Consider the following 23,608-nt stretch of genomic DNA (forward strand, 5'->3'; position numbering starts at 1 on the left):
GCTCTTCTGTACTTGCACCGCGACTGTATTCCTGTTTATCTTCTAACCGAAAAATATTAAAGCTTCCCGCAACGCTCTGAGTATTTGCTCGTCTATTCATATATCGGTTCAATTTTATATCTTTTCAATTTTAGAAAATAGAGTAATTTAATTCCTTAAACTTTTTTGTATGAAATGCCATATTGTATTTTTCATGCTTTTATGCTGCTGTAAAGTTGGCTTTTCACAGACCACAATTTACCATCGGTATATTATTGAATTCACTGATAAGGATAATAACCCTTTTTCCATCAGTGATCCTTTACAATATCTTTCACAACGTGCTATCGACAGAAGGGCACGTCAGCAAATTCCTATTACCATTTCCGATCTTCCCATTAATCCCGATTATATTCAACAAGTATTAAATACAGGAGTTAAAATATTGAATAATTCGAAATGGTTAAACTCTATATCTATTGAAACATCTGATTCTATTGCTCTGAATGCAATCCGGCAATTTCCATTTGTTAAAAACTCTAACCCTATTGCACCCCGATCGGGTAAAGGAAAAATACCTGATAAAGACAACGCTTATGATTATCCCCAGCGTGTTGAATTATTTTCGGAATCTGATTATGGGGTTGCTTTCCATCAAATTGACATGCTCAGAGGTGAGATCCTTCATCAGAGAGGATTTCGTGGTGATGGAATCATTATTACCGTGCTTGATGCCGGTTTTTTTAATGCACCTAACATAAGTCTCTTTGACAGTTTATATGCGGATCACCGGGTGTTGGGAACCAGGAGTTTTGTTACTGGTGAAGAAGATGTTTATGGAGGTGCAACGCACGGATGTTCCGTGCTTTCTACAATGGCAGCTAACCAACCTGGCATTATGGTGGGAACTGCCCCAAAAGCCAGTTTTTATTTATTTATAACAGAAGATGAAAATTCTGAATATCCGATAGAAGAACACAACTGGGCGGCCGGTGCCGAAATGGCGGACAGCTTAGGGACGGATCTTATTACTTCGTCACTGGGCTACAGTGTGTTTGAGGATTCTGTTTTTAACCATACTTATGAAGAGATGGATGGTAATACTACTATGGTCACGCGGGCCGCTGATATGGCCGCAAGCAAAGGCATTATAGTATGCAGCAGTGCAGGCAATGAGGGAAACCATCCCTGGCATTATATTACCGCTCCTGGTGATGCAGACAGTATTTTAACGGTAGGTGCCACTGATTCAACGGGAACCATTACAGCATTTAGTTCATATGGGCCTGCATCCGACGGAGACCTAAAGCCAAATGTGACTGCAGAAGGTATTGGTGTATATGTAGTGGACGCTTTTTCAGGAATACCCTACAAAAGCAATGGCACTTCTTTTTCGAACCCAATTATTGCAGGAATAACTGCCTGTTTGTGGCAGGCGCATCAGGAGGAAAATAATATGGAGGTTATTGCTACCATACAAAAGAGTGCAAGCTTATATTATAATCCCAATGACTCAATGGGAAATGGCATTCCAAATTATGAGCTGGCAGATCTGATACTTTCTAATAAGACACCGGAGAATTTAAATGTATCGAAACCAGTAATCTATCCAAACCCTTTTTCTGACCATGTAAATGTTTTGATTTCTTCCTCTGAAAATGAAAATATAACTATTGAAGGAGAGGACATTACCGGAAGAAAATTCTTTTCGAACCATTACTCCGTTCTAAGGGGCTTAAATTATTTTTCATTTCCACAAATGAGAAATCTTTCCAACGGCTATTATTTTATTCGATTCAATTACGGAGATCATGCGGACATTTTAAAAGTTCTAAAATCGGACTAGTTACAATTCAATCTTCCAATTTTATCCAGTTACCATTTTCATATCTCAAAATGTGTACGGTCTTATTCTCATAAAACCATACAGGTTGGTCTTCGTTTGAAGATATAACAGGCACAAATTTAAACTGATCGCCAATAAGAGTGGCAGTTTTATTAATATCCGAATCAGCAGCCATGCCGCCCAGCATTAAATTTCCGAAGAACATCATCTGATCATAACCTCTCACAGCGTTTTCCGTTGGGCTCAGGTTAAATTTAGAAACATATTTATCCTTAAAAAATTTAGCTGCTTTTCCATCTTTATCTAGCCAAAAAGAGCTCGAGATGTTTATGTTAATTTTATCTAAAGCAGCTTGGGAAATGAATGTGCACTTATTCCAGGTAGGCATTCCATACACCTCCACTTCATAATCTTCAGACAAATGGCTTAATTGCTTAATAACGCTGTTTGCAAACGGTTCATCAGAACTGGCCACTATAACAATGTTTTTATCCAAAGCTGAAAGGGAATCTTTCAAATTTTTATAATTATTTACAGTACTGTCCGTAAACTCCATATATTGAATCTTTTGTGCTTCAGAAGGCCGATCATTTTTAAAAAAACCAGCCAGTTCAAGGTCGCTTTCCCTATTTCGGTGAATTAAAAAAACTTTTTTCCCGGCGTAATTTTTTTCCAGATACGATTCAATTTTCTGACAGTGCGATTGAAGAGTCGCGTTAGCCATAAGGTAAAATGAGTTAGGCTCTTTACTGACCACCATAGCTGAGTACGGAGACAGAAGGTAAATTTTATTTTCAGATGAAAATTTTTCTACCACCTGTAAACGATTATTTAAAACAGGTCCCATAATAAGATCTGCTGTCTTTATTTCGTCATTTTTTAATATCGATAACAAGTGAACAGAATCTCCTGAATCATAAGCCAGAAGCTTAAGCTGGAGACCAAGAGATTTAAGTGAGTCAAGGGCAAGTAAAAGTCCCTGGTAATATTCAACAGCAAGCTGTGTTTCATCAGGTATAAAAAAGTTACCCTTTAATAAGTCCCTGATATAAATCTTACCTGATTCGAAGGGCAAAAATAAGGCTACAGTGTATTGCTTTTTTTTCTGAAAGAAATTTTGTGAAGGAGGCTTTGAAAGAATGCTGTCCGGTAATATCTGGCTGCTATCAGTCTGCGCAATGCAGCCTAATGCAAGAAAGTTTAAAAAAAATAAAAGAATAAAGAGTTTATTCCCACTCAATGGTTGACGGAGGTTTAGAACTGATATCGTACACCACACGATTAATACCCTTCACACTATTGATAATTTCACTTGAAACGTTTGCCAGAAAAGAATAGGGTAGATGGCTCCAATCCGCAGTCATTCCGTCTGTTGATTCTACCGCCCTGATACAGATTGCATTTTCATACGTACGTTCATCGCCCATCACTCCTACAGATTGCACCGGGAGTAAAATGGCACCTGCCTGCCATACCTTATCATATAAGTCATGCTTTCGCAAAGCGTTTATCAGGATGTCATCCGCCTCCTGTACAAGGCTTATTTTTTCTGCTGTAATATCTCCGAGAATCCTTATAGCCAATCCCGGACCAGGGAACGGGTGCCTCCTTAATATTTCTTCCGGAACATGAAGCTCCTTGCCAATGAGCCTCACTTCATCTTTAAAAAGTGATCTAACCGGCTCAACAAGTTTCAGATTAATATCCTTGGGTAATCCACCTACATTGTGATGGCTCTTTATGGTTTGCGAAGGACCATGAACAGAAATGGATTCTATCACATCCGGGTATATAGTTCCCTGGGCAAGCCATTTAATTTTATTAAGCTTCTGCGCTTCCTCCTCAAATATCCGAATGAATTGTTCGCCTATAACTTTTCGCTTTTTCTCAGGATCACTTATTCCCTGCAAAGCTTTTAAAAAACGATCACCTGCCTGAATACCGTCAATATTTAAACCCATTTGCTTGTAGGCGCTCATCACTTTTTGAAATTCATTTTTACGGAGCAATCCATTATCTATAAAAAAGCAAAAAAGATTTTGCCCTATAGCATAATGAAGTATGGCAGCTGTAACAGATGAATCGACTCCGCCCGATAATGCCAGCATCACGTGCTCATTCCCGACCTTATTTTTAATGTCGTCAACTGCGGTATCAATAAAAGCTGCGGGTGTCCAGGTCTGTGCGCAGCCACAAACACCCACACAAAAATTGTAGAGTATTTTTTTTCCTTCTACCGAATGAAAAACTTCCGGATGAAACTGAAATCCATAAACCGGTTGCCCATATGAACCATTAAGGCTGCGGAATGCAGCAACTTCCACGTTAGATGAATTGGCTAATAATTCAAATTGCCTGGAAATATGAGTAATGGTGTCTGCATGAGACATCCAGACCTGGCTGCCATCATTTACATCTTTAAGCATTACATCTTCACTGGGAAGCTTATGTAGATGAGCCCGGCCATATTCCCGTCTCGATGACCTCATAACTTCACCGCCTGTTTTAAATGCAATAAGCTGAGCGCCATAACATACTCCAAGAACAGGAACTTTTCCCAGTAAATTATTCAGGTCTACATCAGGGAAATCTTTATCATGTACAGAAAAAGGACTGCCCGAAAGAATAATTCCTTTTACCTCAGCATCCGGATATGGAAACTTATGATACGGGTAAATCTCACAATAGATTTTTAATTCACGTACGCGGCGGGCAATAAGTTGTGTATATTGGGAACCAAAATCAATAATTAAGATTTTCTCCATGTGCTTCAAAGTTAACTCTAAGGAATTTTCCATCCAAAGAATTAAGCATTCTCTGGTTAAATCATATTAAATCATAACCACTTAAATTTATTTTGAATTTTTATCGGTTTCAGAAACCAATGAAATAAGAGAAAATTGATCAGACGATTAATTCCTACCGTTATCATTTCTTTTTCCAATCCTCATATAATTTAAATAATGCCGGTGTCAGAATTTTATTTCTATAGAACCCGCTTTCATTTCTTTGCCGGAAGCACTCATAAAGGGATACAGCGCATGCCACTGAAATATTCAAACTTTGGATCATGCCTGCCTGTGGAATAATAAAGTTGCCATCTGATAAAGTGGAAGCAATGTTTGAGACACCGGTATGTTCATTCCCAAAAACTAAAGCTGTGGATTGGGTTAAATCCAGGTTATAAACTGATGTTGAAGCATTATCGAGCCGTGTAGAAAAGATGCGGGAGTACCTGTTTCTTACTTCATGCAGGCATTCCCTGGTATCGGAAAAATGGTGTATCGTTAACCACTTGCTTGCACTGGCGGACGATTTCTTTCCAAAGTCAGATATTTTTTTTCCTTTGGGGGAAATAATAAAAACTTCCTGAATTCCAACGGCATCACATGACCGGAGCACCGCTGAAATATTATGATGGTCCCATACATCTTCCAGAATTACCGTTAAATCCAGTTGCCTGGCCGCTAATACATCCTTCATCCGTTGATCGCGTCTATCCGTCATGTTTTCAATTTTCGAAATTAAATAAGCTGTATCTTTTACTACTGCTGATTATTTTCATTTTTATCTAACGCAATTAGTATAACCCTGCAATAATCATTGTAATCCACAAAATATTAACTTATAAACACCCGTAGTGTTTATCCAATTTGGGCATCCCTTCTTCCTTTTATAATTTGTAAATTTGCTCTGTTCCAAGCCTCGAAATCAGGATTGGAAATTTTTAAGATTTTCTTCTAAACTAATACGCTCTGATGGTAAATGGCAATAAGGTAATACCGGTTAATATTGAAGAGGAAATGAAGACTGCTTACATCGATTATTCGATGTCGGTGATTGTTTCCCGAGCCATTCCAGATGCCCGTGATGGCCTGAAGCCTGTACAGCGGCGAATCCTTTTTGCAATGAACGAATTGGGGCTTGGGTTTAACCGGCCCTACAAAAAGTCGGCTCGTATAGTTGGTGAGGTTTTAGGAAAATACCATCCTCATGGTGATAGCGCTGTTTATGAAGCGATGGTTCGAATGGCGCAGCCCTGGTCCCTTCGGTATCCGTTGGTGGATGGGCAGGGAAACTTTGGCTCACTGGATAATGATCCTCCCGCGGCAATGCGGTATACAGAGGCCCGCCTTCAAAGAATGGCGGAAGAGATGATGACAGATATTGATAAGGATACTGTTGACTTCCAGTTTAATTTTGACGATACCCTTAAGGAACCTACGGTACTACCCAGTCGAATCCCTAATTTGCTTATTAACGGAGCGTCCGGTATTGCAGTCGGTATGGCAACTAATATATTGCCTCATAATCTTTCCGAAGTAATTGATGGCATTGTTGCCTACATTGAAAATAAGGATATCTCTATTGAAGACCTTATAAAGTTTGTAAAGGCTCCTGATTTCCCTACGGGAGGAATTATTTATGGATACGATGGTGTGAGGCAGGGGCTATTGAGCGGCCGCGGAAAAGTAGTAGTTCGTGCCCGCACCAATATTGAAATAATGAAAAACGGGAAGGAGCGGATTGTAATCACGGAAGTTCCTTATCAGGTAAATAAAGCGCTCATCCATGCCAAAATTCATGAACTGGCAGTAGATAAAGTCATTGATGGTATTGCAGAATCACGGGATGAATCAGACCGGCATGGAGTAAGGCTGGTAGTAGAGCTCAAGAAAGATGCTATTCCGAATGTGGTTTTAAACCAGCTTTTTAAGTTCACCCAGTTACAGAACTCTTATGGCATAAACAACATCGCGCTTGTAGCGGGCCGGCCAAAGCAAATGAATCTTAAGGATATGATTTCCGTGTTTGTTGATTTTCGCCATGAAGTACTTGTCCGCCGGACTAAGTATGAATTATCCGAAGCAGAAAAACGAGCGCATATACTTGAAGGTCTGCTTATTGCACTTGATCACCTCGATGAAGTGATTAGCTTGATCAGGTCGTCCAAAACACCTGATGATGCGCTGAAAGGTTTGATGAAACAGTTTAATCTTTCGGAAATTCAAAGCAAGGCTATCCTTGATATGCGTTTACAGCGGTTAACTGGTCTGGAGCGTGATAAAATCCGGGATGAATATAAAGAGGTGATGCGTTTGATCGATTATTACAAAGATGTGCTTTCGAATGAGACCCTTAGGTTCGAAATTATTAAGGATGAGATGCTTGAAATGAAAAAGAAGTACGGTGATGAGCGCCGTACCGAGATCGTCTATTCAGCGGAAGATATGAATATAGAGGACCTTATTGCTGATGATGAAATGGTTATCACGATCAGTCACCTGGGATATATTAAAAGAACCAGCCTCAGCAGTTACCGAAAGCAGGGAAGAGGCGGCAAAGGCTCTATTGGGAGCGGCTCGCGGGATGAGGATTTTATTGAACATCTCTTTATAGCATCAAACCATAATTACCTGTTATTTTTTACAGAGCAGGGCAGATGCTACTGGCTGAAAGTATATGAAATACCGGAGGGAAATAAAACGGTGAAGGGAAGAGCCATTCAAAATGTAATTAATCTCCCTGCAGATGATAATGTCCGGGCAGTAATTAATGTAAAAGACCTTTCCAATGAAGAATTCCTGAAAAATAACTACCTGATATTCTGTACCAAAAAAGGAATTATCAAGAAAACAACATTAGAAGAATTCAGCCGGCCACGTGCTTCAGGTATCAATGCAATTTCCATAAAAGAGGGTGATGAACTGCTTGAAGTAAAGATGACGAATGGAAAATGTGAAGTCCTTATGGCGGTAAGGAATGGATTTGCCATCCGTTTTAATGAAGAAAAAGTTCGCCCTATGGGCCGGGCAGCCGCAGGCGTAATCGGGATAAAATTTAAAAAGAAGGATGACGTGGTGGTAGGAATGGTTTGCGTGGATAAGAAAGATACTACCAAGACAATTCTTGTGGTATCTGAAAAGGGATATGGGAAGCGAACTGACATAGATGAATACAGGATTACAGGAAGAGGTGCCAAAGGGGTGAAAACATTAAATGTTACGCCAAAAACTGGTACGCTCGTTGCCATGAAGGCAGTTACTAATAGTGATGATCTGATGATCATTAATAAGTCAGGCGTCGTTATCAGGATGTCTATGAGTGATATAAAAGTAATAGGCCGGGCTACCCAGGGTGTTAAGCTGATTAGACTAAATAAAGAGGATGAGATAGCTAGTGTGGCTAAAATAGAAGTGGATAATTCAGAAATTATTGATGATATCGATAATGAAAAATCGGGTGATCCGCAGGGAGACTTGTTCAGTAAAAATTAATTTAACACATCATAAAAAACATTCCATGAAAAAGTTCGTGTTGTTTGTAACCTCATTGGTTCTTTCATTCAATGTATTTTCCCAATCTTCTGCGGTGGTAAGTGCCTGGAATTATATCAAAAGTGGCGAAATGGAAAATGCGCGTACTTCTATTGAAGGAGCCACGCAGGATTCAAAGACTGCCGCCTGGCCTAAAACATGGTTTTACCGTGCTACCATATACCTTTCCATGTATGATGATTCGGTAATGCGAAAAAAACATCCTGAAGCTCTTTCGGAAGCAATAAAATCATATGAAAAAGCAATGGAGCTGAACCCGAAGAATGAATTTAAGGAACAGATACAACAGGGGTTGATTGAAAGTTCGTTCCATACATTTAATAATGGTGTAATACCCTATAACAATAAGGATTATGCGACTGCCTATGCATCTTTCAGGCAATCTGCCGATATCAACCAATATCTTAATACTACTTTTAATATGAAAAAAGTAGATACGTTATCCACATTATATGCTGCAAATGCTGCTGCCAAAGGCAAAAAATATGACGAAGCTACCCAGCTGTATCAACAGCTTCTGGATCAAAAAATAATGATGCCTGATATTTATTCCAATTTGGGTATGATTTACCTGGCGCAGGGAGACACCACTAAAGCCACGAATATTATTTCCGAGGGTTCCAAAATGTATCCTCAGGATGAGGGGCTTATGGTTCAGGAGCTCAATGTGTATTTATTCTCAAAGAAATATGATGAAGCTATAACGAAGCTGAATGCAGCTATACAGAAAGAGCCAAAGTTCACCGCACTGTATATTAACCTTGCTAATGTATATGAACAGCAAAAGGATACGGTCAATGCCCGAAAAACGTACATGCAGGCTTTACAGGTAGATCCTAAAAGCTTTGATGCCTTTTATCGTTTAGGTGCCATGTACTACAACCAGGCGGTGGAACTGAACAACCAAATGAATAAGCTCGATCTTAATGCACAGAAAAAATACGATGTATTAAAGGTTGATCGTGATCAATTATTTAAGGCAGCGCTGCCGTACCTGGAGCAGGCTCACCAGATTGACCTGAAAGACATGGATACGATGTCCGCCTTGAAGGAATTGTATGCACGCCTGAATATGATGGATAAGCTTAATGACATCAAGCAGGAGATGGATGCCACGAAAGGTTAAACCACGAAGATCGATTGATGATAAAGGAGTGGGTTAAACTGTCCGCCTGAATGTATAAACAAGTAAGTTCCTACTTAACATAATATTAATTATAGGCACAAAGCAATTAAGGTTGGCTCTTTACTTAGTGAAGTGAAGCTTCGGAGAAAGAAAACAAAAAAATATTATCTTCATTTATTAAAGAATAAAAATTATGAATCCAAAAATGATATGGTCAAATTTAGCCGTGAGCGATTTAGAGCGAACAACAAAATTCTATACTGAATTAGGCTTTAAGCCTAACGGTGCCAATAAAGAATTAACAAGTTTTATTGTTGGCGAAAATGATTTTGTAATGCACTTCTTTAAGAGATATACTCAAATCCAGTATAAAAAGTGAAATAGCCGACTCACAAAACGTAAACGAAGTTTTATTTACACTTTCCGCTCAAAGCAAAGACCATGTGGATAATTGGGAAAAAGAGGTTGAAAAAGCAGGCGGGAAAATTATTTCTAGGCCGGAAGAATTTGGAAAAGGATATTATGGTTTTGTTTTTGCCGACCCGGATGGTCATAGGTTTAATGTCTTTTTTATGGAAGGCCTCTAATTATATAAATAAACAAAGGCGGACAGAGAATGCTCGAACTCACTATAAGGTATTAGCTAAGCTGCCTACAATGTTAACCTGCGGAAAGAGATTATACTGCCACTGAAAATTATTTTTTAAATCTCCCACCCTTCAAAAAGAAATTTCTCTTCTCCCCCAGCTTCACTCCCCGGAGATTTAAAGTGTTAGAGGAGGAAGTTGCAGAAAATAAATGAAGCAACCGTAGTTAAAAGATTAGTTTCCCTCTGTGCGGATTTTATTTCTTCTTCCCCTTTTTCTTCTTAACAAAAACATTACAAAATTTTCTCAAAAAAATTTGCGTAGTTAAATAACTACACATACATTTGTAGTCAAATAGCTACGCAATGAATTTAAGACGTGATGTATTTCAGGCCATAGCAGACCCTACAAGAAGGGCTATTTTGTTGTTAGTGGCTTCCCAGGCAATTACAGCCGGAGCAATAGCCTCAAACTTTATCACAGCCAGACCCACCGTTTCAAAACACCTGCAGATACTCACCGAGTGCGGATTGCTCAATCAGGAGCAAAACGGCAGGGAAATTTTCTATCTCATCAATGCAAAAAAAATGAAAGAAGTAGCCGACTTTATTGAGCCATTCCGCAAAATGTGGGATGACAGGTTTAATAAATTGGAAACAATTATGAAAAAATACAAATCAAAAAAATAGAATAACATGGAACAAAAAACAAAAATCAATGCCGAAGACGGCAAACAGGAATTAGTGATCACCAGGGAATTTGACCTGCCATTGGAGCTACTTTTTAAAGCGTATGTGGAACCAGAAATTGTGGAGCAATGGATGGGAACGAAAGTGCTGAAACTCGAAAGTAAAAAACACGGCAGTTACCAGATTGAAACATCCGATCCAAAAGGGAACGTCGCTTTCCGTGCCAATGGAGTGATCCATGAGTTTGTTCCCAACCGGAAAATCACCCGCACATTTGAAATGGAGAATACGCCATTTGGCGTTCAGCTTGAGATTTATGAATTTGAACAACTTACTGATGACACCAGCAAACTCAGGATGCATGTTATATATGAATCCGTTGCTCACAGAGACCAGGTGCTGCAGCTACCCTTTGCGCAAGGCATTAATTTGGCACATAACCGGATACAAGAAATCGTAAACCGCCTTCGCTAAAGCTATTGCGGTCGGAAGGCAAATTAAATAACACACTATGGAAAAGAGAAATAAAATCATCTATTGGATTGTTACTGTCTGGCTTGCATTAGGAATGCTGTCAACCGGAGCAGTACAGTTATTCAAAGGGAAAGAGGGACAAGGTGGGGTTGATATGATAACACATCTGGGCTATCCTCTTTATTTGCTAACATTGCTCGCTATATGGAAAATCTCCGGCGTTATAGCATTGCTTATTCCTAAATTTCCACTACTAAAAGAATGGGCCTATGCAGGCTTTTTCTTTGCCATGACGGGAGCAATATTTTCGCATATTGCATCGGGCAATTCCGTAACTGAAATATTACCTTCAATACTACTTCTGATCCTGGCTTTGGTATTGTGGTATTTCAGACCTGCCGATAGAAAAATCATTACAATTAATTGAGTTAATAAAAATGACTTCGTAAATAAATCGATATAACAATTCACCTCTGCATAGTATGAACAATATTAAGAGCCCTAATAATAAATTGCCACCACAACAAACTAAAGAACTAGTCAGCGCATTAAAAGCACGTTTTGAAAAAAATAGGAACCGACACAAAAGTATTGAATGGACTGAAGTTCAAGCAAAACTTGACTCCGGGGATTCGGGGGAAAAACTGTGGTCGCTCAATGAAATGGAAAGAACAGGCGGGGAACCTGATGTTGTTGGCTTTGATAAAAAGACAGGTGAGTACATTTTTTATGATTGTTCATCGGAAAGTCCTAAAAGCCGCAGAAGTGTGTGTTACGATAATGAAGCACTGGAATCAAGGAAAGAGCATAAGCCAGAAAATAGCGCTATCGAGATGGCTGCTGACATGGGCATTGAACTGTTATCAGAAGAACAATATCGGGAACTGCAGCAACTTGGAAAGTTCGATATCAAAACATCAAGCTGGGTACAAACACCTGCTCATATCAGAGAACTCGGCGGAGCACTCTTTTGTGACCGTCGCTATGATACTGTCTTTGTATATCACAACGGTGCAGATTCCTATTATGCAGCCAGGGGATTCCGTGGCTTGCTGAAGGTCTGAATTTCTCAAAAAAAGATTTTATGACAAAGAGTGAAATGAATCCTAAAGCAGACTGGTATTTTAATAAAGAGAAAAGGTGGCAGGAAGAAATCAGGAGATTGAGAATTATTGTTCTTGATTATAACCTTACTGAAGATTTGAAGTGGGGTTGCCCCTGTTACTCATTGGAGAAGAAGAACATTGTTCTAATTCATGTGTTTAAAGAATACTGTGCCCTTTTGTTTTTTAAAGGAGCACTGTTACACGATACCAATAGTATTCTTATTCAACAAACGGAAAATGTGCAGGCAGCCCGGCAGATTCGTTTTACTAATGTGCGCGAAATAGTTAAAATGGAAAAAATAGTGAAAGCCTATATTCATGAAGCCATTGAAGTGGAAAGAGCAGGTTTGAAAGTACCCTTAAAAAAGACTAAAGAATTCAGCATGCCTGAAGAGTTTCAAAATAAATTAGATCAAGTTCCTGCTTTAAAAACTGCTTTTGAATCATTAACACCGGGACGGCAAAGAGGATATCTTCTTTATTTTTCCTCAGCCAAACAATCCAAAACCCGCGAGGTGAGAATTGAAAAATATGTGCAGAATATTTTTGATGGAAAGGGATTAGAGGATTAAAACATGGATGAGAAAAGTAAATCAGTTAGTTTATAATTCCGCGCCTAAAACAGGTAAAACTAAAGATGCCATATGGAATTCTTAAATTATTTAGGTACGCTGTTTTCTTCCTTTGCTTTTTTCCGGAAATACTTTCTCAATAAAAAATTGTGCTGAAGTCCTTCCAAATCTTCATTAAGCTTTTGGGAGCTGCTGTCTAAGTTCTTGATTGCAGACTTGAGATCCAGTGCAGTCTGTTCATCATGAAGCAATACACCTGCAGGGCTATTAGTGTTGTTCAAGTCTTTTGTAGCCTCTTTCATATTCGTAACAACATCGGAAGCCGAAGCAGCAACTTCCTGCAATTTCGAAGTGGTAACTTTAAGGGATTTAAAAACAGTAGTATCGGTAACCAGGTTATTCGCAAGGCTATTTTTCTGATTTAGCTTGTTTCCATATTCCGTCAGAGAAGCAGTTAGTTGTGCGGCTTTTGATGAAGCTTTTTGCAAGGAAGCAATGGTAGTGTTGATGTTAGTATATAAAGCATCATCGTTGAGCAATTTACCAAGGCTTCCTTCTCCTGCATTAATTCTTTTGGTAATTGCCTTAAAATCGGTGGTGATCTCGAGCAGATTCTTATTATTTGCCTGGAAAGTATTCATCATAGAATCCGTGGTTAATGTATATTCTATGCCCAAAGTATCTCCTTCTACCACAGCATCCACGGTGGATGAACCACCATAAATCACAATGATCTTATTACCGATCAGCCCATCTGTGCTTATTTTCACCTTGGCATCTTTACGGATATACTGTTGCGATTTCTCATCTATCTTCATTTGCACTTTTACTTGTGATTTACCATAAAAGTCCAAGTCATTCACGGTACCTATTTTCACTCCGGAGAACCAGACATTATTTCCGCGTTGCAATCCGTTTACATCATTAAAAATGGTAGTAACGGTCATCTTTTTTACAAAGCTGTTATGCAGATTCCCGATGGCAAGAATACCCGCAAGCAGGAACATAAGACCCAGAAAGATGAATAGCCCTACTATTATTGCGCGTCTGTTTGGATTGGATTTCATTTTTATTATTGTATAAAATTGTAGTCAAAAAAACTTTTTACCCTTTCCTCCTGGGTATCAAATACCTCTTCAAAGCTTCCCTGCCTTAAAAATTTTCCGTCTAGCAGCATGGCAAGACGATCGCCCGTAACTTTAGCACAGGTAAGATCATGGGTGATAATAATAGAACTGGTGTGGTATCTTTCTTTTACCTCATTGATTAATTCATTGATTTCTATACAGGTGATTGGATCTAAACCTGCTGTAGGCTCATCATAGAGCATAATCTCGGGCCGCAGGATGAGTGTTCGGGCGACACCTATTCTTTTTCGCTGGCCGCCGGATAGCTCTGAAGGCATCTGGTTAATGGTCTGCTCAAGCCCGACCGCTTCCAGCACTTCCTCCACTGCATCGCTGATCTCTTTACCGGTTAGATTTTTTTGGTTCCTAACCAATGGAAATTCCAAATTTTCACGAACATTCATACTGTCGTATAATGCACTGCTCTGAAACGAAAAGCCAATTTTCATCCGGAGTTCCCGCAGTTCTTTGCCATCCAGCAGATCTACCTGGCTGCCAAGAACATTTACCATGCCTTCATCAGGTTTCAGTAACCCTGAGATAATTTTTATAAGAACTGATTTTCCGCTTCCGGAACGCCCGAGCACTACTACGTTTTCGCGCTTAAAAACATCAAGATCAATACCGCGAAGCACCTGCAGATCCCCAAAAGACTTATACAAGCCCCTGATGGAGATTACTGCCTGTTCATTATTTATATCTGGCTGACCGTTCTCCATAATTAAATTAAAAATAGCGAATCCAGTTAGTGAGCTGTACGATAATAATTTCCTCCACAAAGATCAGGAACATAGAAAGTACGACTGCTGCATTGGCCGCCCTCCCCACTCCTTGTGTTCCCTGAGATGCATTGAAGCCTTTATAACAGCCCACTATTCCAATTGTAAATCCATAGGCAAAAGCCTTAAAGACAGATGAAAAAACATCGAGAAAAGTGATCTGTGCAAACGCCTCTTCAAAGAAAGTGATAAAGCTGGTTAGTTCATGTGAGTGAACATCGAGATAGGCTCCCATCAAACCCACAAAGGCGCAATACATCATTAAAATAGGTACTGTAATAGTGGTGGCTAAAACTCGGGTAACCACCAGGAATTTAAAGGGATTAACAGCAGAAACTTCCATAGCGTCTATCTGCTCCGTCACCTTCATGGAACCCAGCTCTGCTCCTATATTTGATCCTACCTTGCCTGCACAAATAAGCGCCGTTACCAATGGTGCAAGCGCTCTCACGAGTGCGATCGCTATCAATGAAGGCAGCCATGAGGATGCCCCGAAGGCAGCTAACGAAGGACGGGACTGTTTGGTAAAAACTATACCGGTCACAAAACCAGTAAGCGTTATGAGCGGTAACGATCTAAAACCAACTTCCAGGCATTGCTTTATTACTTCCCTCCATTCAAATGGAGCTTGAAAAGATTCTTTTATAAAACGGGTTATAAATTTATACCCGCTATAAACATCAATAAAAAGCTGATCCAGTTTTTTTGTAAACAAATGGGTCTATTTTAAAATTTTACTGGCTTATCTACAAAAAGAAAGATAATGGATTATGAATTAAATAGGAGCGCATAAATACCACAATTTTTACAAACATTATATCCTTGAGGTATTAACTATTTGCAACCACTGGCGATTAGAATATCAATGTTAAGTGGAATCGGCAGCAATCTGAAAGCAAAGCCACATCCTGTGATTTTAGCGCCTCCTGAAAATTATCGAGCTAAAATTTTACTAATAAGACTACCAGTTTTCAGGCGAATCAAATAAACTTCTTTTAGCAAAAAATATTTCTAAAAATAACAGGAATAGTTACCGGGATTCTTATATTAATATATTGCATTCAGACCTGTTAACTTAAGGAATTATAAGCTGCTTTTAAAATTCCTGGGTTCTCGTTTAAAACTTTTTTTCACTCAATTCAATAGAGTTATTCTTTCTCTTTATTTTCGCCGCGTGAAAAAAGACAGTTTCAATACTAACCAATACGTGATCAGGAGTATATAATACTGATAAGAAAGACACCATAAATATTTAATTATTAGCTCAAAAGTTAAATAATACTGCACATGAAAAAGCTTTTACCTATTTCGGGATACCATTTATGGGTTCTATTATTGTTTGCTTTGTTGGTTTTAAACAGTGCGATAGATGTCAGTGCCCAAACCGTGACAATATCCGGCCTGTTCCGGCCTCGTTTGGAAGTGCAGTATGGATATAAAGTTCCTCCGGATACTTCCAGCACACCACAGTTTCTATTATCACAGCGTACCCGCCTGATGGCAGCCTATAACAGCAATCGCTTCAATGCCTTTATCAGCATTCAGGATGCCCGCATCTGGGGTGATGAGGTACAGGCAAGCGATGTGCCTTCGCTTGGCTTACACGAGGCCTGGATACAATACAACTTTTCAAACAAGATAGGCTTACGGGCAGGCCGCCAGGAATTAAAATATGATAATAAGCGGTTGCTTACGGATGGCGATTGGCCTCAGCAAGGGCGTGCTCATGATGCAATGGTTTTAAAATTAAACCTTGATCAGGGATGGAGAGTGGATGCTGCTGCATCCTATAACCAGCAGGCACAAACTTTTTTTGGTGATTACTACGGACTGAGCAATTACAAAACACTTGATTTTTTATGGGCTAATAAATCCAAAACAGACACAAATTATACGTACAGTATCTCAGGAATAATCCTGGGAGATGGTTACCAATCACCCGATACCAGCGGTATTGTGATGCGCTACACTTACGGCATAAATTCCAGCCTCGACTACCACAGGTGGGGCGTTAATTTAGAGGGATACGGACAGAGCGGGAAAACGCGGACATTCAATCAAAGCGGAAATATTGTTCCCAGCTCTTTTCAAAAAATATCGGCGTACATGTTCTCTGTAAATCCGTGGATACAGGCAACAAAAAACCTGCAGGTTGGAGCAGGGATTGATTATTTGTCAGGCAGCAATTCAGTTGATACAGCAAATGCCATTGACCCGAATATTATCTATCCCAACCTTGATGGAACTACCCATACTTTTAACCCCGCATTTGGTGCAGGGGATAAATTTTATGGCAAGATTGATATCTTCGTAAATATTCCAACTGATACGCGTAATGGTGGGTTAATTGATGCCTATCTGAATTTAAAGTACACTTACGATAACTGGAATTTCGGAGCTGCGTATCATTATTTTGCCTTGCAGAACAAGGTGGTTGATGTAGAGAACCCCGGCAAAGGTTTAGGTAAGACTCTGGGCAGCGAATTAGATTTTGCAGCCATAAAAGACATTACCAAAGAGATCAATTTAAATACGGGTTTAGCGCTTTATTTTCCAACACGCTCCATGGAATTTGTAAAGGCAAGCGGCTTCTCACAGATTGGCGGACCTAAGGTTACTGCTGCATACTTTTACCTGATGGTCACGTTCAGGCCGGTTTTTTTCAGCAATGCCAAATAAAAAATCTTTGGTGTAGCCGGAAGAAATTTCTTTTGTTATCGTTTTCAGATAGATTAATTTGCGCGCCATATAAACCTATTGAATGAAAAAAAAAGGTACTCTATCGGATAAACTGAAAAATTATTCACTGTTGGCCGGTTCGGTCATGGCTTCATCCCTCGCGGCACAGGCGCAGGTAATTTATACAGATATAAGCCCTGATAAGGTATTAGGCGGATCAGTACCTTCCTCTTTTCCTGATGTGCAGATAGATTCGCTGGATTTAAATAATGATGGTGTAACTGATTTCAAAATCATCCTTAAATTCTATGGTATTGATGACTCCATTCCAGGATATAATTTCCGTGAGCATATGGAAGGTGTTGAATTAGGCAATTCTGTCGGCTCTTATGAGGCTGGGGGTTATGCTGCTATTGCGCTTCAATTTAAATCCGGAGACAGCATTCCTCAAAATCTATTTGCTCCTTTTTTTCACTCGGTTAATTTTGCTTTTCAATCGGGATCATCTACGGTGCCTTTTTGGAAAAATGAAAAAGATACGTATATAGGATTAAAATTAACAATAGGTGCAGATGTTCATTACGGCTGGCTTCGCCTCGATGCAAATACTGATTCACTCATTCCAGGTATTACATTAAAAGATTTTGCGTACCAGGAAACTTCTAATGTAAAGATAGCCGCAGGTGAAGGCCTGGTTAATGGAGTTTCTTCTCTACAAAACCAAAATTCTTCGATTATTTTTCCGAATCCCTCTAACGGGCAATGCACTGTGCGACTTGGGCATATTATAAATGGACTTATGCATGCATCGGTAACAGATCAGTTAGGCAGAATAGTATATGAAAATAACTTTACTGGGGATGTAAATGAACTTCATTTAGACTTATCCGATCTTATACCCGGAAACTATTTTATCAGCATAAAATCAGCATCCGTTGCATTTACTCAGAACTGGATTAAGAGTTTATAGCTATCAGCATTTATATACTATTCCAAATCTACCTTAATTTAATATTCATCACCGGAATTAAACTACCATGAAAAAAACTATTCTCCTGATTACACTTGCCTGCTGCTGTTTTTTATTACAAAAGGCCTCGGCCCAATTCGAATATGTTTATCCAAAAAATCACAGCACCAACGAATTTCCAAATACGCATCTTATCCTTAGAAATGGCGAAGCTATAGATGCACAATCCGTTACCGATGATAAGGTTGAATTAACGGGTTCTAAAAGTGGTAAAGTTTCTGCGAAGGCGGTGCTTTCTACAGATGGAAAAACGGTATGCATCACTCCTGCTGCTGCCTTTGCTTATACTGAAACAGTTAGTGTAAAGGTGAATTATGGATTAAGGACTGTATCTGGTAAAATTATAAAAGGAACATCCTTTGATTTTTCTATCCGGCGTGAAATGACCGATCAGGAAAAAAATCAATTGCAGGAATACCTCGATACGCATGACGATGACGGTAATTTAATTAATGACCCGAATCAGCAATCAACATATGTTCCTGCTCCACAAGTTTCGGCGAGGAGCACTGCCCTACCCTTCATACTGATCTTTACCAATAATAATCCTGCACCAGGCAGAATTTTTTTCAACAGGAACAGCGGCACTACACCGCAGACTTCTGCTGAGATCGGATACGGAATCATGGAATCCAATGGCGATTCCGTCTTTAATCAGACTTCATCGGGTGATGGAATCAATTTCCATGTAAATTATAACGGGTATCTCACTGCTCTGAGGCAAATAAATGGAATTGATACCGGAATTATCGTATTGGATTCCAGCTACAATGAGCTTGAGGAAGTTCATTGTGCAAACGGACTGGAACCCAGCCAGCACGAACAACTTTTTTTTCCTGACGGTACTAAATGGTTTTCTATCTATGACTGGGTTTCTATGAACTTAAGTGGAAATGGTGGCGGTGATGCAACCCCGGTAAATATCTGCTGGATACAGGAATTGGATGCTAATGGCAATGTGATATTCATCTGGCGATCGGATCAGTATTTTACGGTGACGGATGCTGCCCCTGATATTCTTTTAACGATCAATGCGACTACCTATGATCCCTGGCACTTAAATTCTATGTACCTCGATAATGATGGAAATATGATCGCTTCATTCCGGAATATGGATCGCGTTGTAAAGATCAATACTACGAATGGAACAATCATGTGGCAATGGGGCGGACTAGGTTCCACCTTTAATGAGTTTGTGACGACCAACGATCCCAATGGTGGCTTCAGTCATGAGCATCACGTTCATAGAATTGAAAATGGCCATATCTTAATGTTTGATAATGGAAATCTTCAGGACCCAGTAAATAACCTTAACAATAAATCTCAGCCAAAAGAATATATTCTGGATGAAGTAAACCACACTGCAAATTGTGTGTGGTATTACACTCACCCGCAGGTAAATGGCTTTAACATGTTTACAAAAAACCAGGGCAGCGCCATTCGTCTTCCAAATGGAAATACCATCATTGGATATGGGCTACCAAATAAGCAGGGTCTGCCAAATGGTGCGGAGATAGATGTAAATAAAAATATTGTTTGGGAGTTCCGTTTCAAAGATTCAACCCAGTATAGCTATCGTGTTTATAAGACAGAATGGAATCCTGTTACCGGTATTGCAAATATTAAGAAAGGAGTACAAAATTTAGAGGTGTTTCCTAATCCGAACAATGGAATGGTGCAAATAAAGACAGAAATCCCCAGCGCAAGTAATATCACTTATACCGTACTAAATACCTTAGGCCAGGTAGTCTTTACCAGAACTGAAAATTATCATTTTCAATCCTCCCCTGCCACCTTAGATCTTACCGGTCTTCGTAAAGGTTTTTATATTCTGAAGGTTTCGGCAGGTGATGTAAAAATGGCGGGGAATGTGATGATTCAATAGACATATTTCTTAACAAATAATAATCCCTGCTTACAGCCGTAAAACACTGTTTCAGGGATTTTATATTTTAGGGATTGTGTTCCTAAGACATCCAAGCATTTTTATCTGAATCTGAATTGTTGGATATTTTAAAGCTCAATTACTATAGTTTATAATCTTGGCGGAACATTTTATATATCTTATTTGCAGCCTCTTGGGTAAAGCATGAAATGTTATGAACCAATTTTTATTCCTGCAAATCTCTTATTCAACCAATGCTTTTTTCATAAAGATCTGATGATCTGAAATCGCTTTAACCATATACATACCGGTTGAGAGATTTTTAAGAGGTATTGTAAATCCGCCTTTTAATCCGGGAAAACTTTCATTAAACACAATTTCTCCAACAGCATTTAGAAGTTGAATAGTTGCTTTTTTAGATGATCCATCAGGTAAAGAAACGTAAATGAAATCATGCGCAGGGTTAGGAAATATTTTGAGCTCCTGAACAATTTGATTCGAAATAAATGTTCCATAGGGAGTAGTAAACGTTTTAATTGCAGAAAAGTCAGAGGCTGGTGGATTAAAGGCATTACAAACCGATTGTATTTCCCACTCATAAGTAGTACCTGACTTCAGGCCTGTAAGCACCACAAACATTGATGAATCAGGAACTGAAACTGTAGTCCATTCTACGCTGCCGCTGTCACGGTATTGAACAATAAAAGAAGATGCATTGGTAGCATTTCCCCAGGAAAGCCGCGCACTGGTTGAAGTAATATCTGTGGCGAGTAATGATTGATCGCTGGGTCGTGCACAAGGTGTCCAGATAAATCGGTGAGCACGATAAGACACATTATTTGAAGGCACAATCTTTCCTTCCCAAACAATTTGATTGGCAGAGTCTACTTCCGTAAAGGAAGGATCGTTAGTAGGATCGGAAATCAGTCCCCAGTCAATAAATGTTCCTCCATCGGAAAAGCGCTGAACACTACCCATAGCTCTTCCCTGTACGGGTATGGTCCCATTGATCAATGGATGGGCGTAGCTCCACACCAGCTTAGCTGTTTTTTCCGAAAAATTCAATGCGTATTCTTTTCCAAAGCTTTGAGGCGGAAAGTGATAATTACCGTTGTCGAACATACTGATGTGACCATTTGCTAGTCTGCGTGCATCATGCTGGTAGTTAAATTTTGCAGTATCGTTCAGGAATGTAAACTCATTTTCTACTCCTCCCAGGCGCCAGATAAATTCCCCGGTATTAACATCAATTTTATCAACCTGGTCAAAATGCCGGTTAGATATTATGATATTTCCATCAGTGCTATCCTCTTCAATGGAATTGGTGTGTATATAATCAATAGAAGCCAGTGCAAAATTTTGGTGCACTGCTTCAAAGAGATCTACATGATCAAAGCTGCGCCACTCAAAAATTAGATTGTCACTATCATCAAATTCCTGGATTACAGATCCGATAACAACAGCATTGGACTGATAGTAAGGATTGAATTGCGTTAAATCAATTATGGAATCATCAAGAGCTATCATATAATAATGACCGTCAGGGAATATCTGAAATTCATGGTTGTCGAACTTATATCCATTTGCCGGCTTGAATGACTTAATGAAATGGTACGAAGAATCAAGCATCTTAAAATCACTGTCAGTCCGGTCGGTATAGGTAAGATATCCGTTATGATTTATTTTGAAATCGGTAACTACACCTGTAGTCACCAAAGAAAAAATAGAATCGTCGTTGCTGGTAATAATATTGCCTCCGGTTGGGCCTATGCCGGTACTGCTTGCAAAATCATAAAATATATCACCGGGATGCGGATTTAGATTAATCAAAACATTCACATTGCCTGTTAATGCCGTACGTGATCCGGATTCCTCAGGAGCAAAACCTTCTGCATCCATTTTTTTTACAGCATCTTCGAAAATCTTTTGTTCTGCATCTGTATATTTCCTGTGGATAGAAAACGAAAAAGAAAGCGGCATAATCGCTGCTCCATCGTTGCGGTAAAGACCTCCCTTTATTTGAACCGTCACCTTTTCACTATATGAAAATGGAATTACAGGTTTTAGGATAATGGTGCGGCGATCATTAGAAAGATTAATGGAAAAATCATGATTACCGCTTTTTGATCCCTCAATCTTAAAAAATGACTTTTTCTCAAGCACACTTTTATCTATTTCATGACCTTCGCGAATAATGATACATCTGTCAGGGTTATGAGATGAGGATCCTGGAACAGGAGCAATAAACTGGAACTGCGCATAGCTATAGGAAACATTGAAAACGAGGATAAAATAACAGGCTAATTTAATAGGGAAAGTCATAAGTCTGAATTAGTGAGAAAGCGTCAAAACTATAAAAAAAAATGACCGGATAATTAATGAAATACCGATTGGATAAAATCAAGAATATTGTCTAAAGGTATTGACAGGTAAATGACCTAAAAAGAATTAATTAATCTACAACCATCTGCCTTGTAATCACATTTTCACCGTTGCTAATAACATAAAAATAAATACCGGGATTAAAGTCTGAAACATCCACCATGATTGTATTCTTGCCAGGCATTCCCTTAACAATTTTTTTGTAGATCATTGTACCCAGCATATCGAATAACCTCATCTCAATTAGGGAGGAAGCAGGAAGGTTTACCTGGATATCTGTCTTTTTTTGTGCAGGATTGGGAACATTTTGCTGAACCCGGAATATGGATTTATCAGATGGGGTAATTCCTACTCCTTCTGTTACGGTAATGCGATATCCCCCAACTGATACCGGTACAAATACACCAAGGGTCAGATAAACTTTAGTGGCAATGGTAAGAGGATATACACCTATCGCAGAAGGAGTACCAGTAATAGTAACACAACCTACGGAGTCTGCTTTAAAGGAACAGGATGAAGGATTGCAGGCATAATTAAAAGGCATGGTAGAAGGAATGGTGCTTAAGCCGGTTACGCCGGTTAATTCTAAATGGTTAAGACTTATTGCAACGCCTGATAAGGTATCTCTGAGAGGCACTTTAAATTGTACGGTTGCACTATATGGAGTATTCACAGTTGCAGGCGGAAGGTTTTGAGTAGTGTCAGGGGTAATACCGGAACCTTCACCTGTCCATTCCGGAGTGCAAACTTGTGCGTATAAGGCACTGAACAAAAAAAAGAAGAGACATGTAAGAATGGTACGTGCAATCATAAAGGACATTTATGTAAAAATAATTTTTTATAGGATGCTAAAGAATTTTTCTGGTGCCTTTAATTTTTTAGCTTTCTGTTCCAGCCATTTATTTTTTTTCGATTTATGTTAAGAAGACAAAAACAATTCTGTCTTTACTGTTCTTTTATCCATTAATGTTGCTTGTAGGCGTTGACTTATGCGAGGCGCAAACTGCAT

Annotated in this window: 19 protein-coding genes and 1 pseudogene; 12 read left to right on the forward strand and 8 right to left on the reverse strand. The window is 39.2% G+C overall.

Annotated features, from left to right (window positions below):
* The first annotated feature begins 169 nt into the window (after window positions 1-169).
* Window positions 170-1,825 (forward strand): S8 family serine peptidase, encoded by a 1,656-nt coding sequence (locus H0W62_04835; GenBank protein ID MBA3647866.1) that lies wholly within the window; start codon window positions 170-172, stop codon window positions 1,823-1,825.
* A 7-nt stretch (window positions 1,826-1,832) separates the two neighbouring features.
* Here the strand turns inward: H0W62_04835 and H0W62_04840 are convergent, their stop codons facing one another.
* The 3 genes from H0W62_04840 to H0W62_04850 all read right to left on the reverse strand — a co-directional run bounded on the left by H0W62_04840 (window position 1,833) and on the right by H0W62_04850 (window position 5,332).
* Complete coding sequence (locus tag H0W62_04840) at window positions 1,833-3,065, reverse strand: amino acid ABC transporter substrate-binding protein (protein MBA3647867.1); 1,233 nt, start codon at window positions 3,063-3,065, stop codon at window positions 1,833-1,835.
* Window positions 3,052-4,590: a glutamine-hydrolyzing GMP synthase gene (guaA, locus tag H0W62_04845; GenBank protein MBA3647868.1), complete on the reverse strand. Its 1,539-nt coding sequence runs from the start codon at window positions 4,588-4,590 to the stop codon at window positions 3,052-3,054. The genes H0W62_04840 and guaA overlap by 14 nt, the downstream gene beginning before the upstream one ends.
* Window positions 4,591-4,753: 163 nt before the next feature.
* The gene (locus H0W62_04850) at window positions 4,754-5,332 is read right to left on the reverse strand and encodes an RNA methyltransferase (GenBank protein MBA3647869.1); all 579 of its coding nucleotides are present in this window, start codon (window positions 5,330-5,332) and stop codon (window positions 4,754-4,756) included.
* A 251-nt stretch (window positions 5,333-5,583) separates the two neighbouring features.
* On the opposite strand from H0W62_04850, the gene gyrA reads away from it, so the two are divergent.
* From gyrA to H0W62_04890, 8 genes and pseudogenes are all read left to right on the forward strand, one after another.
* A complete protein-coding gene (gene gyrA, locus H0W62_04855) occupies window positions 5,584-8,103 on the forward strand; it encodes a DNA gyrase subunit A (protein MBA3647870.1) in 2,520 nt (839 codons plus the stop codon).
* 25 nt (window positions 8,104-8,128) lie between these two features.
* Entirely contained in the window at window positions 8,129-9,289 is a 1,161-nt protein-coding gene (locus H0W62_04860) for a tetratricopeptide repeat protein (GenBank protein MBA3647871.1), read from the forward strand.
* 193 nt (window positions 9,290-9,482) lie between these two features.
* A pseudogene (locus H0W62_04865) lies at window positions 9,483-9,876 on the forward strand (VOC family protein).
* A 365-nt stretch (window positions 9,877-10,241) separates the two neighbouring features.
* Window positions 10,242-10,565, forward strand: a complete 324-nt coding sequence (locus tag H0W62_04870) for a winged helix-turn-helix transcriptional regulator (GenBank protein ID MBA3647872.1) — start codon at window positions 10,242-10,244, stop codon at window positions 10,563-10,565.
* A gap of 6 nt (window positions 10,566-10,571) precedes the next feature.
* Window positions 10,572-11,039, forward strand: a complete 468-nt coding sequence (locus tag H0W62_04875) for an SRPBCC domain-containing protein (protein MBA3647873.1) — start codon at window positions 10,572-10,574, stop codon at window positions 11,037-11,039.
* 37 nt (window positions 11,040-11,076) lie between these two features.
* Window positions 11,077-11,466 carry a DoxX family protein gene (locus H0W62_04880; GenBank protein ID MBA3647874.1) on the forward strand — a complete coding sequence of 130 codons (390 nt, stop codon included), beginning with the start codon at window positions 11,077-11,079 and terminating at the stop codon, window positions 11,464-11,466.
* A 55-nt stretch (window positions 11,467-11,521) separates the two neighbouring features.
* Window positions 11,522-12,103 carry a DUF4256 domain-containing protein gene (locus H0W62_04885; GenBank protein ID MBA3647875.1) on the forward strand — a complete coding sequence of 194 codons (582 nt, stop codon included), beginning with the start codon at window positions 11,522-11,524 and terminating at the stop codon, window positions 12,101-12,103.
* 20 nt (window positions 12,104-12,123) lie between these two features.
* Window positions 12,124-12,717, forward strand: a complete 594-nt coding sequence (locus H0W62_04890) for a YdeI/OmpD-associated family protein (GenBank protein MBA3647876.1) — start codon at window positions 12,124-12,126, stop codon at window positions 12,715-12,717.
* 86 nt (window positions 12,718-12,803) lie between these two features.
* Here H0W62_04890 and H0W62_04895 read toward each other — a convergent pair whose 3' ends face one another.
* The 3 genes from H0W62_04895 to H0W62_04905 are packed head-to-tail and all read right to left on the reverse strand — an operon-like array spanning window position 12,804 to window position 15,323.
* Window positions 12,804-13,784, reverse strand: coding sequence for an MCE family protein (locus H0W62_04895; GenBank protein MBA3647877.1), 981 nt, complete (start codon window positions 13,782-13,784; stop codon window positions 12,804-12,806).
* Between the two features lie 5 nt (window positions 13,785-13,789).
* Entirely contained in the window at window positions 13,790-14,563 is a 774-nt protein-coding gene (locus tag H0W62_04900; GenBank protein MBA3647878.1) for an ATP-binding cassette domain-containing protein, read from the reverse strand.
* Between the two features lie 7 nt (window positions 14,564-14,570).
* The gene (locus H0W62_04905) at window positions 14,571-15,323 is read right to left on the reverse strand and encodes an ABC transporter permease (GenBank protein ID MBA3647879.1); all 753 of its coding nucleotides are present in this window, start codon (window positions 15,321-15,323) and stop codon (window positions 14,571-14,573) included.
* Between the two features lie 587 nt (window positions 15,324-15,910).
* Here H0W62_04905 and H0W62_04910 point away from each other — a divergent pair.
* The 3 genes from H0W62_04910 (at window position 15,911) to H0W62_04920 (ending at window position 20,217) form a co-directional block, all read left to right on the forward strand.
* Window positions 15,911-17,302: an alginate export family protein gene (locus tag H0W62_04910; protein ID MBA3647880.1), complete on the forward strand. Its 1,392-nt coding sequence runs from the start codon at window positions 15,911-15,913 to the stop codon at window positions 17,300-17,302.
* An 82-nt stretch (window positions 17,303-17,384) separates the two neighbouring features.
* Window positions 17,385-18,272 carry a T9SS type A sorting domain-containing protein gene (locus H0W62_04915; GenBank protein MBA3647881.1) on the forward strand — a complete coding sequence of 296 codons (888 nt, stop codon included), beginning with the start codon at window positions 17,385-17,387 and terminating at the stop codon, window positions 18,270-18,272.
* A 67-nt stretch (window positions 18,273-18,339) separates the two neighbouring features.
* The gene (locus tag H0W62_04920; protein ID MBA3647882.1) at window positions 18,340-20,217 is read left to right on the forward strand and encodes an aryl-sulfate sulfotransferase; all 1,878 of its coding nucleotides are present in this window, start codon (window positions 18,340-18,342) and stop codon (window positions 20,215-20,217) included.
* 243 nt (window positions 20,218-20,460) lie between these two features.
* Here H0W62_04920 and H0W62_04925 read toward each other — a convergent pair whose 3' ends face one another.
* Together H0W62_04925 and H0W62_04930 are read right to left on the reverse strand one after the other, a co-directional pair.
* Entirely contained in the window at window positions 20,461-22,539 is a 2,079-nt protein-coding gene (locus H0W62_04925; GenBank protein ID MBA3647883.1) for an aryl-sulfate sulfotransferase, read from the reverse strand.
* Window positions 22,540-22,669: 130 nt separating this feature from the next.
* Window positions 22,670-23,410 carry a T9SS type A sorting domain-containing protein gene (locus tag H0W62_04930; GenBank protein ID MBA3647884.1) on the reverse strand — a complete coding sequence of 247 codons (741 nt, stop codon included), beginning with the start codon at window positions 23,408-23,410 and terminating at the stop codon, window positions 22,670-22,672.
* Between the last annotated feature and the right edge of the window lie 198 nt (window positions 23,411-23,608).

The sequence above is a fragment of the Chitinophagales bacterium genome, assembly GCA_013816805.1.
In the GTDB taxonomy this organism is placed as follows: Bacteria; Bacteroidota; Bacteroidia; order Chitinophagales; family UBA10324; genus MGR-bin340.

Excerpts from the sequence above, each read along its gene's own strand:
- H0W62_04835 (MBA3647866.1), top strand. The coding sequence starts at position 170 with ATGAAATGCCATATTGTATTTTTCATGCTTTTATGCTGCTGTAAAGTT.
- guaA (MBA3647868.1), bottom strand. The coding sequence starts at position 4,590 with ATGGAGAAAATCTTAATTATTGATTTTGGTTCCCAATATACACAACTT.
- H0W62_04850 (MBA3647869.1), bottom strand. The coding sequence starts at position 5,332 with ATGACGGATAGACGCGATCAACGGATGAAGGATGTATTAGCGGCCAGG.
- gyrA (MBA3647870.1), top strand. The coding sequence starts at position 5,584 with ATGGTAAATGGCAATAAGGTAATACCGGTTAATATTGAAGAGGAAATG.
- H0W62_04860 (MBA3647871.1), top strand. The coding sequence starts at position 8,129 with ATGAAAAAGTTCGTGTTGTTTGTAACCTCATTGGTTCTTTCATTCAAT.
- H0W62_04870 (MBA3647872.1), top strand. The coding sequence starts at position 10,242 with ATGAATTTAAGACGTGATGTATTTCAGGCCATAGCAGACCCTACAAGA.
- H0W62_04875 (MBA3647873.1), top strand. The coding sequence starts at position 10,572 with ATGGAACAAAAAACAAAAATCAATGCCGAAGACGGCAAACAGGAATTA.
- H0W62_04880 (MBA3647874.1), top strand. The coding sequence starts at position 11,077 with ATGGAAAAGAGAAATAAAATCATCTATTGGATTGTTACTGTCTGGCTT.
- H0W62_04885 (MBA3647875.1), top strand. The coding sequence starts at position 11,522 with ATGAACAATATTAAGAGCCCTAATAATAAATTGCCACCACAACAAACT.
- H0W62_04890 (MBA3647876.1), top strand. The coding sequence starts at position 12,124 with ATGACAAAGAGTGAAATGAATCCTAAAGCAGACTGGTATTTTAATAAA.
- H0W62_04895 (MBA3647877.1), bottom strand. The coding sequence starts at position 13,784 with ATGAAATCCAATCCAAACAGACGCGCAATAATAGTAGGGCTATTCATC.
- H0W62_04900 (MBA3647878.1), bottom strand. The coding sequence starts at position 14,563 with ATGGAGAACGGTCAGCCAGATATAAATAATGAACAGGCAGTAATCTCC.
- H0W62_04910 (MBA3647880.1), top strand. The coding sequence starts at position 15,911 with ATGAAAAAGCTTTTACCTATTTCGGGATACCATTTATGGGTTCTATTA.
- H0W62_04915 (MBA3647881.1), top strand. The coding sequence starts at position 17,385 with ATGAAAAAAAAAGGTACTCTATCGGATAAACTGAAAAATTATTCACTG.
- H0W62_04920 (MBA3647882.1), top strand. The coding sequence starts at position 18,340 with ATGAAAAAAACTATTCTCCTGATTACACTTGCCTGCTGCTGTTTTTTA.
- H0W62_04925 (MBA3647883.1), bottom strand. The coding sequence starts at position 22,539 with ATGACTTTCCCTATTAAATTAGCCTGTTATTTTATCCTCGTTTTCAAT.
- H0W62_04930 (MBA3647884.1), bottom strand. The coding sequence starts at position 23,410 with ATGATTGCACGTACCATTCTTACATGTCTCTTCTTTTTTTTGTTCAGT.